Genomic DNA, 13,215 nt, shown 5'->3' on the forward strand with positions numbered 1-13,215 from the left:
GCTACTTCAACAATCACAGCCGCCAAATTGCAGGGTATGCGCATCAAAAACGATGCAACAAAAAATTAGTATCTGCCGCGTTTTAGCCATATGCAGCAAATCTGTCCATAAAACCCTACAAAAAAAGAGGCTGGATAAATCCAGCCCCTCTAAACTCTATTGGTTTTCCGCAGCTTTTTCCGGATCATCAATCTTTTCAGCAATCAAACCTGCATTCTGTCGGATAGCAAGTTCAATCTCATCCGCCAGTTCAGGATTCTCTTTCAGGAAGGTTTTCGAGTTCTCTCGCCCCTGCCCCAGCCGCTGGCTGTTGTAGGAGAACCACGCACCTGACTTCTCAACAATGCCGCCTTTCACACCAAGATCCAGCAATTCCCCCATTTTGGAGATGCCTTCGCCGTAGATGATGTCAAACTCAACCTGCTTGAATGGAGGCGCCAGCTTATTCTTCACCACTTTCACGCGGGTCTGGTTACCAACAATCTCGTCACGATCTTTAATCGCACCGATACGGCGGATATCCAAACGCACAGAAGCATAGAACTTGAGCGCGTTACCACCAGTTGTCGTCTCAGGCGAACCAAACATCACACCGATCTTCATGCGAATCTGGTTGATGAAGATCACCATGGTATTGGATTTGGAAATGGAAGCGGTCAGCTTGCGCAGCGCTTGGCTCATCAAACGAGCCTGCAGGCCAGGGAGCGAATCGCCCATCTCACCTTCAAGTTCTGCTTTTGGCGTCAGCGCAGCAACGGAATCGATCACCAGCACATCAATCGCACCCGAGCGAACCAGCGTATCGGCGATCTCAAGCGCCTGTTCACCAGCATCCGGCTGAGAGATGAGCAGGTCATCAATATTCACACCAAGCTTGCGTGCATAAATCGGATCCAGCGCATGTTCAGCATCAATAAAGGCGCAAATCCCGCCTCCTTGCTGCGCACAGGCAACTGTGTGCAAAGCCAGCGTGGTTTTACCGGAGCTTTCAGGTCCATAGATCTCAACGATACGCCCTTTTGGGAGCCCGCCGATTCCAAGGCCGATATCAAGACTGAGAGAACCAGTCGAAACGCTCTGGATTTCTACGGCCTGCCCCTGGCCCATGCGCATAATGGAGCCTTTACCAAAGGCTCGTTCAATTTGGGAAAGCGCTGCATCCAGTGCTTTATTCTTGTCCATCTGATTGCCCTCAACAAGGCGAAGTGAAGTTTGTGCCATACGTTCTCATCCCTTATTCCACGATGGACGCGTAGTTTCAAAGTCAGTTATTTGTACTCATTTTGTTCCAACTCCGCAATACCTGATAACTAACTAATAAAAATGGATTAATTTCAATATGTTCTCCTATTGTTCAACATGTAGATAACTTTTCCCGACACCCGTTTGGAGGAACGCATCTGGAATCAAACAGCAAAATGCACTTTTGATACATCACCCACAGTCTGTATTTGCTCGTAGCTTGCTTTGGCCAACCACATTGCATATCAACTGTCTTTCGATGTCGGGAGGAGAATTGGTTATGTCCACTAAAAAGGTCGGAGTAATCGGAGCAATCCATCTGGACAGGATTGCGCATGCAGATCGACCATTCAAGCCGGACACCTCAACACCCGGGAAAATTATGTCCCGTGCTGGAGGTGTTGGAGCAAACATTGCACGTGCAATGGCCCGGCTAGGCATGCAACCAACAATGCATGGATGTCTGGGGGACGATGCAGATGGAGCATTCCTCGCAAAAAGTCTGACAGAATGCGGGATTGATACTTCCAGTATCACCACTGTCGCAGAAGGGAGAACCGGATCCTATCTGGCACTTCACAATCCGGACGGTACGTTATTCTCCGCTATTTCGGATAGTGAAATCACAGCGATGGTGAGTTTCTCACAAGCCTATCCAATCCCACAGGCTCTGCTGGACTGCGACATCTGGCTCTGTGAAACCAATCTGGAAGAAGCAACGCTTCTCTCACTTGCCAATGCCAAGGAGCATCGCCTTCTCGCAGCAGACACCGTCTCAATTGCGAAGGCGCCCAAACTGCGTCCCCTCCTCTCAAAAATCGACATTCTTTTTACCAACACAGATGAAGCCACAGCTCTTTTGGAGTGCGAACCAGGAGAATTCTCAGCAGAAGAACTAGCTCAAAAGCTGGCAACTGCGGGCATTCCAATTGTTCTGGTCAGCAATTCCAACAAGCCACTGGCTCTTCACTGTGCAGGCAGCACAAGCTCGCACACTCCATTTTCTGTTGTTCCCGTGGATGTCACCGGCGCAGGTGATGCCTTCATTGCAGGCTTTCTTTATGCAAGCTGCCTCAATGAAGCCCCGGTTTCAGCAGTAAAAAGCGGCCTTGCTTCTGCATCAATTACAGTGGAAGCGACTGGCGCCGCGCCAGAAACGCTTTCACCCCAATCGCTTAACGCTCGTTTATTAGAACATGCCTAAGCACCAACAACATACGAAAGACTGGGAAAACCATGGGAAGTTCAATTAAAATCCATCATTCAAAAGAAGTTGCAGATGCTCTGAGCAATGGCGCCCCTATTGTTGCGCTGGAGTCCACCATCATTACCCATGGCATGCCGTACCCACAAAACGTTGAGACTGCCCGCGAAGTAGAACAGATCATCCGTGACGGTGGCGCAGTCCCTGCGACAATCGCTGTGTTGAACGGCGAGCTGCATGTAGGTCTGGAAGACAGCACTCTGGAAGAACTGGCAAACGCTAAAGACGTCATGAAGTGCTCCCGCGCAGATCTTTCCTTCGCTATGGCGCTGGGTAAAAACGGCTCCACAACCGTAGCCGCAACCATGATGGCAGCACACGCAGCTGGCATCCGCGTGTTCGCAACCGGCGGCATCGGCGGTGTCCATAAAGGCGCAGAAACCAGCTTCGATATCTCAGCTGACCTGGATGAGTTGTCCCGCACTCCAGTCTGTGTTGTTTCCGCAGGTGCAAAAGCGCTGCTCGACATTCCAAAGACACTGGAAGTTCTGGAAACACGCGGCGTTCCGGTCATTGGGTTCAATTGTGAAAACGTACCAGCCTTCTGGTCCCGCGATTCAAAGATCAAAGCGCCTTACAGCTTGGACGACCCTTCCGACATCTCCAAACTGATCAAGTTCCGCGAAACATTTGGCGATCACGGCGGCATGCTGGTCACCAACCCGGTACCTGTAGAAGACGAAATTCCATCTGACGAAATGCAGGTGTTCATTGATGCATCCATTCAGGCCGCTGAAGAACAGAACGTCACCGGCAAGGAAGTAACACCGTTCGTACTGCAAGACATTTTCGAGCGCACCAAGGGCCGCAGCCTTGCAACCAACATTGCGCTGGTTAAAAACAACGCAAAGCTTGCAACAAAAATTGCCTGTGGTTTGACTGCATAAGCAGCTTTTAAACCAAACAGAAATACAAATCCGGACCGGTCAATCCAGCCCGGATTTTTTTATGCGCAACCTGCGTTGTTTCTTCTGCTCACCCCCGACACTTTCAATCAACTCAAATCATGCAGAGACGTTCACATCTCTTTGATCGAAAGATTCCGTTGTTTTTCGGTCCCGATTATTTTAGGTGTTCTAAAGCTATAGAACTTTACATCGCTGTGTTTCTATTGGCGCATTTGCATCTTGTGGTCATATAGTGCTCATCAAAACGCCATCAGGCGGGCATATGCGAGAAAGGCCGATCCCATTTAGTGGGTGGCTCCATTGAAATCACGCCAAACAGAATTTCGCGGTTGGCGGCAGCTGCTTCTGTTTTTGTCACCCGCAGGATTTACGCTATGAAGAAACTCATTTTTATCGGATTAACTGCAGCTCTCGCAGCTTGCCAAAGCGGCCCCTCCATTCGCAGTGGTCAGCCAACCATTCGCGCAGACTCAGATTCTCAGACCATCCAGATCAACGCGTCTCCTGAAACTGTTCGCAAAACACTGGTCGATAGCGCAAGCGCACGCGGCACCATCGTGCAGCAGAATGAACCAAACATGGTAGTGATGGAAAGCTATGTGCGCGGCGAAAACGCTGTTTTGGATAACGAGTTCGGCGCCTCTGACTCCGGTGAGCGCGCCTATCGCATTCGTGTGCGCTTCTCTGGCGCGCAGTGCCGTACAAATGTTGTTCAGGACCTTGCACTGGTCAACAACATCTACACCCCGCAAGAACAGTCTTTCCAACTTCCAGGAAATCCAGGTTCCATGCAGAGCCTTCAGCGTTTGAAGTCCAATGCGGAATCATCTGCGGGCTGCTAAGCATCCAGAATTCAAAAAAGGCCGGAAAGCTTCACAGCTCTCCGGCCTTTTGCATTAAAGAGTAAGAAATTAGGCGCGTTCTTGTGTCTTGGCTTCCAGAGTTTCTTTCACGGTTGTTGCAAGCTGCTTGAGTGTGAACGGCTTCGGCAAGAAGGTGAAACTCTCTTCAGCTGGCAAGTTCTTCTCAAACGCATCCTCAGCATAGCCAGAGATAAAGATGATCTTCAGGTCAGGACGTGTCTTGCGCAGCTCAATAAGCAGGCTTGGCCCATCCATTTCCGGCATCACCACGTCAGAAACCACAAGGTCAATCGCCCCGCCTGTTTCTTCCATCACTTCCAATGCTTCAGTGCCGGAACCTGCTTCATAAACCTCATAGCCGCGGCCACCTAATGCACGTGCGGCGAAGGCCCGTACAGCCTCTTCATCCTCAACAAGAAGAATGGTTGCAGAACCTGTCAGATCGGCTTCGGTCACTTCCTGTTCCGGCTTAACCTCAACCACCTCTTCCTTCTCAGTGGAGATGTGACGCGGCAGGAAGATGCGAAACGTGGTACCCACACCAACTTCACTGGTGCAGAACACATAACCACCAGTCTGCTTCACAATGCCATAAACAGTGGAAAGCCCAAGACCCGTTCCTTTGCCCACATCTTTGGTTGAGAAGAACGGTTCGAAGATCTTGTCCATCACATCCTGAGACATGCCGTGGCCATTATCGGCAACCTCGATCAGCACATATTCACCCAGTGGCATACCGCGCGTGTTCTCATAGGTTTTGGAAACAGCCTCTTCCACATTAAGCGTGCGGATGGAGACCTCGCCTCCACCTTCCATCGCGTCACGAGCATTCACGGCAAGGTTGACAATCACCTGCTCAAGCTGGTTCACATCCGCCATCACAGGCCACAGCTCCCGGCCATGTACCAACTTCAGTTCGATCTTCTCGCCAAGCAGACGGTCCAGAAGAATAGAAACATCAGCAAGCACATCCGCCAATGCCAACTCCTGCGGACGCAAGGTCTGACGACGCGAGAACGCAAGCAGCTGACGCACAAGACCAGCTGCCCTGTTCGCATTCTGCTTGATGTTCATGATGTCCTGGAACGCCGGATCCGTTGGACGGTGACTTGCCAGCAGCAGATCGGAAAACCCGATAATAGCAGTCAGAACGTTGTTGAAGTCATGTGCAACCCCGCCAGCCAGCTGACCAATCGCCTGCATCTTCTGGCTCTGGGCAAACTGCGCTTCAAGTGCACGCTGCTGCGTGGTTTCTAGAACATAAATCACCGCAGCATCTTCACCGGCCTGGCTGTCCTGCACTGCAGAAACGTAGAAAGTCGCGGAGCGCGGATCTCCATTGCCTTTGAGCGAGACATCAAGCGGCGCAATCTCACTCTTGCCCAGCGCAGCTTCCTCCAACGCGCTTTGCAGAGCAACGCGGTCAGTTTCAACGACGAACTCGGTAAGCTTCACATCCTTGCCAAGGCCTTCGCCTTGCTCGAACAAACGCATGAACGGGCCATTGGTACGTTCAACAAGACCGTTCTTGTCAATGGAGGCAATCGCAACAGGTGTGTTGTTGAAGAAGCGTGAGAAGCGCACTTCTGCAGCCCGCAGCGCTTCTTCATCATCATTGCCCGCAGACCGATTGATCACAAGCGTACGGCTGTCACCAGCAAGCCCATCAGCTCCAAACGGAACGCGGTGCACAAGGCGCACAGGCAGCCCGGTGCCACTGCGGGTCACCAGATCAATATCGAAGCTCTCGGTTTTAACTTCCCCCTCAGAGCCCAGCAGAGCCTCAACAAGAGCCGCCCCTTCTCCGCGCACGATGTCTTTCAAAGACAGTTCGCCGGAGATGAATTGGGTCAGATCATAGTCAAGCCAGTCAGCAAGTGTCGCATTCAGGTAAACCAGCTTACCAGTGCTGTCCGAGGAGAAGAACCCACAGGGTGCATGATCGAGGAAATTGATAACTCGCTGCAGCTCTTGGAAGGAGTTTTCCTGTTCGGTTCGGTCTCGGGTGATATCGGAGACCTGCCAGATGGTTATGCCGCTTTCAACGCCAACCGCAGCATCCTGGTCCAGTGGCCTTACACTGATGCGATACCAGCGCGCACCGCTGGCAACCTCACCAACCGCATTCGGCAGGCGCACTTCTTCTGTCGCGTAACGCCCGCTCCGCACCGCTTGCGACAGCCGGAAAATGGCATCAGCAGCATCCGGGTCTGACGAAAACACCCGCTCCACCGTGCGCACATCCGCAGGCCCACGGGCCCCCGTCAACTCAGCATAGGACTGGTTGGCGTAAATGATACGGCCATTGTGATCAGCCAGCAAAACACCATCATCAAGCGAGTTCATGAAGGATTCAGCAAGTGGATTGCGATGGGTCTTGGAGATAAACCGCAAAAGCCCGATAGCCATAGCAAAGAGAGAAAACACCCCGACAACCGCCAGAACACCCAGAAGCCCCAAAATATAGGGCTCCGCCTGTTCTTTGCGCATCAACGCAAAGGCGGCTGTCGCTGCGACAAGGCCTAATGCAAGCAGCATCAAGGCCCCAAGGCTGCCGCCCTTGTCTGTCCTGTCTATCACCGGCTCAGGTCGCCGCGCTTCGGTCTTCGTCATCTTACCCTCTCTACGGCTGCCCCGCAGACGATTTGACTCCATCGCGCCATGAGAATAGTCCGCTACAAAGCCGACACTCCGACACGCATGTGCCGTTAAGACCGCCAGCTCTTCTTTTTACGCAGCTGCATGACATAACCAATCACCTTCGCAACCGCGGCGTAGTGCTCCTCAGGCACATAATCATTCAATTCTATCGTTGCATACAACGCACGTGCCAGCGGTGGGTTCTCCACGATCGGCACATCGGATTCCTTCGCAACCTCTCGTATGCGGAGCGCCAGTTCATCCACCCCAAGCGCAACACATTGCGGTGCTCCCATGCCCTCTTCGTAACTCAGGGCAACCGCGTAGTGGGTCGGGTTTGTAATAACAACCGTCGCATCCGGCACACTTGCCATCATTCTGTTGCGTGAACGCTGAAGGCGCAACTCTCGAATTTTGGCTTTAATCTTGGGATCACCCTCAGATTGCTTGTATTCCTCTTTCACTTCCTGCTGGGTCATCTTTTGCTTTTCGAACCATTTTTTCCGTTGCCACACCAAATCGGCTCCGGCAACAACAGTCATAAGCGCAAGAATTGCTCCAATCACCATAATAGCAAGTTCGCGGACCTCCTCCAGCACAAGGCCCGTTTCTCTGAACACCACTGTATCCAGACGGTCTCTTTCCGGCCACAGCACCAGAAAGACAACCACAGCAACCGCAATGATCTTCACGAGCCCTTTCAGAAAGTTCGCAAGACTGTCTTTAGAGAACAACCTCTTCATTCCTGAAAGCGGCGAGATCTTGTTCAACTTCGGCTTCAACCGTTCAGCTGTCCAAAGTGGTTTGTGTTGAACCACATTGCCAACAACGGCGAGCACCAAAAGTGTGAGCAACGGCAGTGCCACCACACCAAGTATTTCAGGCCCAGTTATTTCTAAAAGGAAAACAAGAGCACCCGGATCAACAGCAATCGTGTCTGCATGGGCAAAAAAGCCCTTTAAGATGGTAGAAATGCCCCCAACCATCGCAGGAGCAAGGAAAGAAATCACCAAAGCGGTCCCCAACAACGAGAACCAGGCACTCACTTCCTGCGATTTCGGTATGTCCCCTTTCTCGAATGCATCATCGAGCCGTTTTTGGGTGGGGTCCTCGGTTTTCTCCGAATCGTCGGTATCGTCAGCCATTACATCCCTCGTTAATTCAGCAGGAACGGCTGAAGCGCATTTCGGAACTCCGTCAGGTAGAAACCCATCAGCGTTGAAAGCAGCAACAGGAAGATACCAAACCCGATCAGAATATTAACCGGCATGGCGATGAAGAAGATCTGCATCTGCGGCATCAGCTTGTTCAGCAGGCCCAGACTGAAGTAAAACACGATCCCGACTACGATGAACGGGGCACCCATGCGAAGGGCGACAGAAAACATGTGCGACACCGTCGCAATCGCCTGTGCTGAGAGGTCGCCAACCGGCAGCGGATTACCTGGAGGGAACAGCGTGAAACTATCTTGCATGGCAGCAATCATCACGTAATGCAGGTTGGTCACAAACACCATGCAGATGCCAAGCACATTCAGGAAGTTGCCCATCAACGCGCCCTGCTGACCAGAGTTCGTTGCATCACCGCCCATCGCAAAAGCAAGGCCGGATTGGTTGGCCATGATCGTACCAGCAGTAGAAAGGGCGTAGGAAATCAGCTTCATCGACAGACCGATAAAGAACCCCACCAAAAGCTCCCCACCCAGCAAACCCAGCAGGCGCGGCAGACTGCTCATGGCATCTGGCGGATAAAGATCAGCATTGATGGGGGCCAGCACGTAAGTCATCAAAAGCGCGATGGTCAAACGGACACGGACTGGAATGAAGGATTCGCCAAAGGCAGGCACGAGCATAAACATTGTGCCGATACGCGCAAACATCAGCAGGAAACCCATAACGATCACCGGTAGAAAATCCAGATTGACCGTCACAAATTTGCCCCCAGAATGCGCGCCGCCCTGCGCTGTATCTCGCTCAATATCCGGAGATAATCAACCCGGCAATGCGGTTTGTAAAAGAATTCATCAACTCCCCCATGAAAGGAAGTGTCACGAGCAACGCAATAAAAATACTCAGAATTTTAGGAACAAACACCAGCGTCTGCTCCTGAATTTGTGTCAGCGCCTGAAACAGCGCCACAATCACACCAACCAGAAGCCCGATAAGCATCACAGGAGACGACACCAGAATAAGCGTCCATATGCCCTCGCTGGCAATATCCAGCACTTCTGCTCCGCTCATCCTGCTTTAACCACCCTCTCGCTCATCATCTTGGCACCGACACATATAGCCGAGCTGTTAGATTGGCATCCGCATAATTTCTTCATACGCAGAAATAACGCGATCACGAACCGAAACGACGGTCTCCAGAGCAAGCTCAGTCTCGGCAACCGCTGTCACCACATCCACCACATTGGCTTTGCCCTGCAACAGGTTAAGGGACTGCACGTCAGCAACCTGACCACCCTCATTGATCTCGCTGATCGCAGACTGCACCATATTGCCAAAAGCACCGCTTTTGTCACCGCTCTCACTGGCAGCTTCAAGTGGATTGCTCAGTTTTGCTGTGTTTGCATAAGCACTTGCAGCAATAGAAGCATTAGACATGATTGTATCTCCTTCCGGTGTCAGCCAACCGGTCATCAACCTCTAAGAATATCGAGTGTTTTCTGCATCATGGAACGTGAAGACTTCACCACATTCAGGTTCGCTTCATAAGAGCGGGTCGCTTCCTGCATATCCGCCATCTCAACCAGCGTACTCACATTCGGCATCTTCACGTAGCCTTTGTCATTGGCCGCCGGATGGTCCGGCTCATATCGAAGCTTGAACTCGCTCTGGTCTTCACGCACCTTGCCAAGCTTCACCAGCTCAGCTTCCACCTTGCTGTCAAAGCTGTTTGTGAACGTGGGAACCTTGCGACGATATGGATCTTCACCCGGTGTCTGGCCGGTGGAATCAGCGTTGGCAATGTTTTCTGCGATCACCCGCATGCGACCTGTCTGAGCCTTCAGCCCGGACGCTGCGATAAACATCGACTTAATAAAATCCATGGGTTCCTCCCACATTAACCTCAGCGTTCATCACACCAAGGCAACTGCTCTCACTCATCGTCTCAGCGCGGTCTTGAACATGCCAAGGCTGCGCGTATAAAGGCTTGTTGCTGTCTGATAGTCGATCTGGTTCTCGGCGATCTTCATCATCTGCTCTTCAAGAACCACACTGTTACCGTCTGGAGTTCTTTCAAAGCTGGAAGCCTTGCTTACTTTCGTCCCGACACCAGCGCTGATCCCACCACTTGTGATGTGCCCGGCATTGGTTGCCATAGGGCGCAACGCTCCAGATCCAGCCTCGGCCTGGACCATGTCACCAAAGCTCAGATCCTTCAGGTCCTTGCTGCGGTAACCAGGCGTATCTGCATTGGCAACATTTTCAGCCAGTACACCCTGACGTTGTTGGTGCCACTGCATCTTTTGGCGCAATGCCTGAAACATCGGAAGATCAGTTAAGGCCATCTGACAGCACAACCTATGAGAACAGATTTGGTGAATTAAACTAGGTAGAAAGTGCCTAGGCAATGGTTAACAAAAAGTTAATATTAAGGTTCTATTAATATTTACACACCGAAGAATCCTTAAAAAGCAGAGCACTACCACAATTCCAAGCACATCAGAGCACTGAAAAGAATCATAGGCTTTAGCACCTATTAAGAATTGTGGCCTGAGAAGTGGAAAATTTTGCCGAGCCAGCAAAATTCACCCGTCCAAAAGCGGAATTTCGTGATTTTCGCGTAAAAACTCGGGTAACGCCACCAACTTCATCCCTGTGAACTGTTCATTCTACATAAACTATAGGTTACAAATGCGCGCATGAGTTAATGCGGGGATTCGTACCCCAATTCCGGGCTGTTTTATCAAAAGAGCAGTCCGCTGAATGTTGAATACGAGTTGAGGAACATTCATGCCTGACTGGCTGGCCCAAACCACTGGTATGTCGCAGGGAAGCGCCCAGCTTCTTGCTGTCGTACTGGCGATGTTGATTATCGCGGTTCTCATCGCGGTCTGCATCCCGCTTTTGAAGCGCTTAGCAAGAACCAGTTACAAGGGGTCGCGAAGTCGCCAACCTCGTCTTGCAATCATGGATGCGACCGATATTGATGCGCGGCGCAGATTACTGCTTGTCCGCCGAGACAATGTTGAGCACCTCATCATGATTGGGGGCGCTAACGACGTTGTTGTTGAACAAGGCATCATCCGCGGCATGCCGGTCTCATCCCCGCCTCGCGGACAGATGTTTACTGGCAATGGGCAAGTCGGCACCACACCGGCAACACCAGAACAAACACCCTCTTCAGAAGAACCAACAGCACGCTTGAACTGGGGTGAAGACACCGCGCCTGCGACAGCAGAAGTAAGGCCTGCACCTGCAAGTCGGCCTGCTCCAAAGCAGCAGCCGGAAGTAAAGGCACCTGCACAACCTCTCGCTACAGCGCCAGCAGCAATCAAAGAAAAAGTTGCTGCAGTGCCTCAGGCAGCACCAATCCCACAAGCTGCAGCAACAGGGCACATGACATCTGCGCGACCAGTAAGACCAACTGCCCCAGCACCGGCAGCTGCGCCAGCAGGCAGACCAGCTGCTTTGCAGACGCCAACCATTGGCGGCGCACGAGGTGTTCAAAAAGTAGCAGCACGGCCAATCACAGCACGGCCGTCTCCAGCGCGTCCGGCCTCACCACGCTCACTCAGCCCGTCACAGCCAAGCCCAGCCCCGAAGCAAGCAGAGCCGATTGCGCCAGTACCAGAGAAAACTGCAGAAAAGCCTGCACCTAAACCGGAAGCACCACAGCCAGAAGCACCGGCAGCATCCAAGCCTATCCCAAAAGCGGCAATGAAACCGCCGTTGAACGGTCCGGCAGCGAACGCAGCAAGTGCTTTCATGCGCCCTCGGGTAACTGAGACGCCAGCCAAAGTGCAGGACGAAAAGAAAGACGCGCCAAAACCTGAGGCTACTGCCGAAAAGCCTGTCGCAAAAGCTGAAGCTGCTGCTGAAAAGCCTGCGCTGAAGCCAGAAGAGACAAAAGCTGACGTAGCACCGGCAGCTATTCCAGCTGAAAAAGCAGAGGCAACGCCAACACCTGCTGCAGAGCAGAAGCCCGAGCCAGCCAAGGCAAAGGAAAAAGCCGCCAGCAAAGCAAAAGCCAAGAAGCCAGCTAAGCAGGAAAAGGCACCTGAAGCTGAGAAACCAGTAAAGCAGGAAGAGAAGGCAGAAAAGCCTGTAGCTTCCGAAGCTGCTCCTAAAAAAGCAGAGAAAACATCACCTAAAGATGATCCCAGCGAAGCTGTAGATGGCATCGCAAAGGAAATGGCAGACCTGCTAGATGACATTGAGGCCAACACAAAATAATTTAGCAGGAATGGTGAAAGCAAAACTGAGCGAAAACAAAGGCCGATTGGGGCTTTTGGGTTTCGCTCTCTTGCTTTTCTGGTTCGGTCCTGCTGCTGCTCAAAGCATTTCAATTGATTTTGGAGGCGGAGAAGGCAACTCGGTAACAGAGCGTGCTGTTCAGCTGGTCATGCTGCTCACAGTGCTCTCACTGGCGCCGAGCATCCTGATTATGGTGACAAGCTTCACACGTATCGTTGTGGTTCTTTCACTACTCCGCTCTGCAATCGGGCTTCAGACTGCACCACCAAACGCAGTCATGCTATCCCTTGCCATGTTCCTGACAGCCTTTGTCATGGCACCGGCCTTTGAAACGGCATGGGATCTGGGCGCAAAGCCCATGATTGAAGGCACCATCGACCCGCAAGAAGCATTCAACCGGGCATCCGAACCCTTTCACGAGTTCATGCGTCAACAAGTACGCGAAACTGATCTCCTGCTCTTTCAGGAACTCGCAAAAGCCCCTGCCCCCGAAACTCCTGAAGAGCTGAGCCTGCGCGTTCTGGTGCCAGCCTTCATGATCAGCGAGTTGCGCCGCGCCTTTGAAATCGGCTTCCTGCTCTACCTGCCGTTCCTCATCATCGATCTCGTGATTGCATCAGTCCTGATGTCCATGGGTATGATGATGCTGCCACCAATCGTGATCTCCCTGCCATTCAAGCTCATCTTCTTTGTGCTCGTAGACGGCTGGCAATTAATCGCAGGCAGTCTGGTCCGAAGTTTCGGCGGTTAGAGCGTGCTGCGCCAGATCTGATTCAGGTTTCTCATTTTAACTTTTTGTGATTCAATGTTGCCATCCTTGTTTTTGGAGGGCACATGGGCAAGCCATATCCGATAGAATTACGTGAACGGGTTGT

General features: G+C 52.0%; 13 protein-coding genes. 5 read left to right on the forward strand and 8 right to left on the reverse strand.

Annotated features, from left to right (window positions below; all coding sequences use genetic code 11):
* Nucleotides 1–156: 156 nt before the first annotated feature.
* Nucleotides 157–1,221 (reverse strand): recombinase RecA, encoded by a 1,065-nt coding sequence (gene recA / locus PsAD37_RS22820; protein ID WP_063298041.1) that lies wholly within the window; start codon nt 1,219–1,221, stop codon nt 157–159.
* 301 nt (nt 1,222–1,522) lie between these two features.
* Here recA and PsAD37_RS22825 point away from each other — a divergent pair, with 301 nt between their 5' ends.
* The 3 genes from PsAD37_RS22825 to PsAD37_RS22835 all read left to right on the forward strand — a co-directional run bounded on the left by PsAD37_RS22825 (nt 1,523) and on the right by PsAD37_RS22835 (nt 4,256).
* Nucleotides 1,523–2,446, forward strand: coding sequence for a carbohydrate kinase family protein (locus PsAD37_RS22825; RefSeq protein WP_063298042.1), 924 nt, complete (start codon nt 1,523–1,525; stop codon nt 2,444–2,446).
* 32 nt (nt 2,447–2,478) lie between these two features.
* Nucleotides 2,479–3,393 (forward strand): pseudouridine-5'-phosphate glycosidase, encoded by a 915-nt coding sequence (locus PsAD37_RS22830; RefSeq protein ID WP_063298043.1) that lies wholly within the window; start codon nt 2,479–2,481, stop codon nt 3,391–3,393.
* 395 nt (nt 3,394–3,788) lie between these two features.
* Nucleotides 3,789–4,256 carry a hypothetical protein gene (locus PsAD37_RS22835; RefSeq protein ID WP_063298058.1) on the forward strand — a complete coding sequence of 156 codons (468 nt, stop codon included), beginning with the start codon at nt 3,789–3,791 and terminating at the stop codon, nt 4,254–4,256.
* 69 nt (nt 4,257–4,325) lie between these two features.
* Here PsAD37_RS22835 and cckA read toward each other — a convergent pair whose 3' ends face one another.
* The 7 genes from cckA to flgB form a co-directional block, all read right to left on the reverse strand.
* Entirely contained in the window at nt 4,326–6,890 is a 2,565-nt protein-coding gene (cckA, locus tag PsAD37_RS22840) for a cell cycle histidine kinase CckA (protein ID WP_063298044.1), read from the reverse strand.
* A gap of 95 nt (nt 6,891–6,985) precedes the next feature.
* Entirely contained in the window at nt 6,986–8,062 is a 1,077-nt protein-coding gene (flhB, locus tag PsAD37_RS22845; RefSeq protein ID WP_063298045.1) for a flagellar biosynthesis protein FlhB, read from the reverse strand.
* Between the two features lie 11 nt (nt 8,063–8,073).
* Nucleotides 8,074–8,847 (reverse strand): flagellar biosynthetic protein FliR, encoded by a 774-nt coding sequence (gene fliR / locus PsAD37_RS22850; protein WP_063289596.1) that lies wholly within the window; start codon nt 8,845–8,847, stop codon nt 8,074–8,076.
* A gap of 43 nt (nt 8,848–8,890) precedes the next feature.
* Nucleotides 8,891–9,157: a flagellar biosynthesis protein FliQ gene (gene fliQ, locus PsAD37_RS22855; RefSeq protein ID WP_057462613.1), complete on the reverse strand. Its 267-nt coding sequence runs from the start codon at nt 9,155–9,157 to the stop codon at nt 8,891–8,893.
* Nucleotides 9,158–9,214: 57 nt separating this feature from the next.
* Nucleotides 9,215–9,523, reverse strand: coding sequence for a flagellar hook-basal body complex protein FliE (locus PsAD37_RS22860; RefSeq protein WP_208860463.1), 309 nt, complete (start codon nt 9,521–9,523; stop codon nt 9,215–9,217).
* A 35-nt stretch (nt 9,524–9,558) separates the two neighbouring features.
* Complete coding sequence (gene flgC, locus PsAD37_RS22865) at nt 9,559–9,984, reverse strand: flagellar basal body rod protein FlgC (protein ID WP_057462615.1); 426 nt, start codon at nt 9,982–9,984, stop codon at nt 9,559–9,561.
* 39 nt (nt 9,985–10,023) lie between these two features.
* Entirely contained in the window at nt 10,024–10,431 is a 408-nt protein-coding gene (flgB, locus tag PsAD37_RS22870; protein WP_084408061.1) for a flagellar basal body rod protein FlgB, read from the reverse strand.
* Nucleotides 10,432–10,876: 445 nt separating this feature from the next.
* Between flgB and PsAD37_RS22875 the strand changes: the two genes are divergently transcribed.
* Nucleotides 10,877–12,319 carry a flagellar biosynthetic protein FliO gene (locus tag PsAD37_RS22875; protein WP_063298047.1) on the forward strand — a complete coding sequence of 481 codons (1,443 nt, stop codon included), beginning with the start codon at nt 10,877–10,879 and terminating at the stop codon, nt 12,317–12,319.
* A 10-nt stretch (nt 12,320–12,329) separates the two neighbouring features.
* Nucleotides 12,330–13,091 (forward strand): flagellar type III secretion system pore protein FliP, encoded by a 762-nt coding sequence (gene fliP, locus PsAD37_RS22880; RefSeq protein WP_082830714.1) that lies wholly within the window; start codon nt 12,330–12,332, stop codon nt 13,089–13,091.
* Nucleotides 13,092–13,215 lie beyond the last annotated feature (124 nt).

Origin of the sequence: Pseudovibrio sp. Ad37, assembly GCF_001623075.1 — a bacterium.
Classification (GTDB): domain Bacteria; phylum Pseudomonadota; class Alphaproteobacteria; order Rhizobiales; family Stappiaceae; genus Pseudovibrio.

What these genes read in the sequence shown, in the direction of transcription:
- recA (WP_063298041.1), bottom strand. Translation starts at nt 1,221, where the DNA reads ATGGCACAAACTTCACTTCGCCTTGTTGAGGGCAATCAGATGGACAAG.
- PsAD37_RS22825 (WP_063298042.1), top strand. Translation starts at nt 1,523, where the DNA reads ATGTCCACTAAAAAGGTCGGAGTAATCGGAGCAATCCATCTGGACAGG.
- PsAD37_RS22830 (WP_063298043.1), top strand. Translation starts at nt 2,479, where the DNA reads ATGGGAAGTTCAATTAAAATCCATCATTCAAAAGAAGTTGCAGATGCT.
- PsAD37_RS22835 (WP_063298058.1), top strand. Translation starts at nt 3,789, where the DNA reads ATGAAGAAACTCATTTTTATCGGATTAACTGCAGCTCTCGCAGCTTGC.
- cckA (WP_063298044.1), bottom strand. Translation starts at nt 6,890, where the DNA reads ATGACGAAGACCGAAGCGCGGCGACCTGAGCCGGTGATAGACAGGACA.
- flhB (WP_063298045.1), bottom strand. Translation starts at nt 8,062, where the DNA reads ATGGCTGACGATACCGACGATTCGGAGAAAACCGAGGACCCCACCCAA.
- fliQ (WP_057462613.1), bottom strand. Translation starts at nt 9,157, where the DNA reads ATGAGCGGAGCAGAAGTGCTGGATATTGCCAGCGAGGGCATATGGACG.
- PsAD37_RS22860 (WP_208860463.1), bottom strand. Translation starts at nt 9,523, where the DNA reads ATGTCTAATGCTTCTATTGCTGCAAGTGCTTATGCAAACACAGCAAAA.
- flgC (WP_057462615.1), bottom strand. Translation starts at nt 9,984, where the DNA reads ATGTGGGAGGAACCCATGGATTTTATTAAGTCGATGTTTATCGCAGCG.
- flgB (WP_084408061.1), bottom strand. Translation starts at nt 10,431, where the DNA reads ATGGCCTTAACTGATCTTCCGATGTTTCAGGCATTGCGCCAAAAGATG.
- PsAD37_RS22875 (WP_063298047.1), top strand. Translation starts at nt 10,877, where the DNA reads ATGCCTGACTGGCTGGCCCAAACCACTGGTATGTCGCAGGGAAGCGCC.
- fliP (WP_082830714.1), top strand. Translation starts at nt 12,330, where the DNA reads ATGGTGAAAGCAAAACTGAGCGAAAACAAAGGCCGATTGGGGCTTTTG.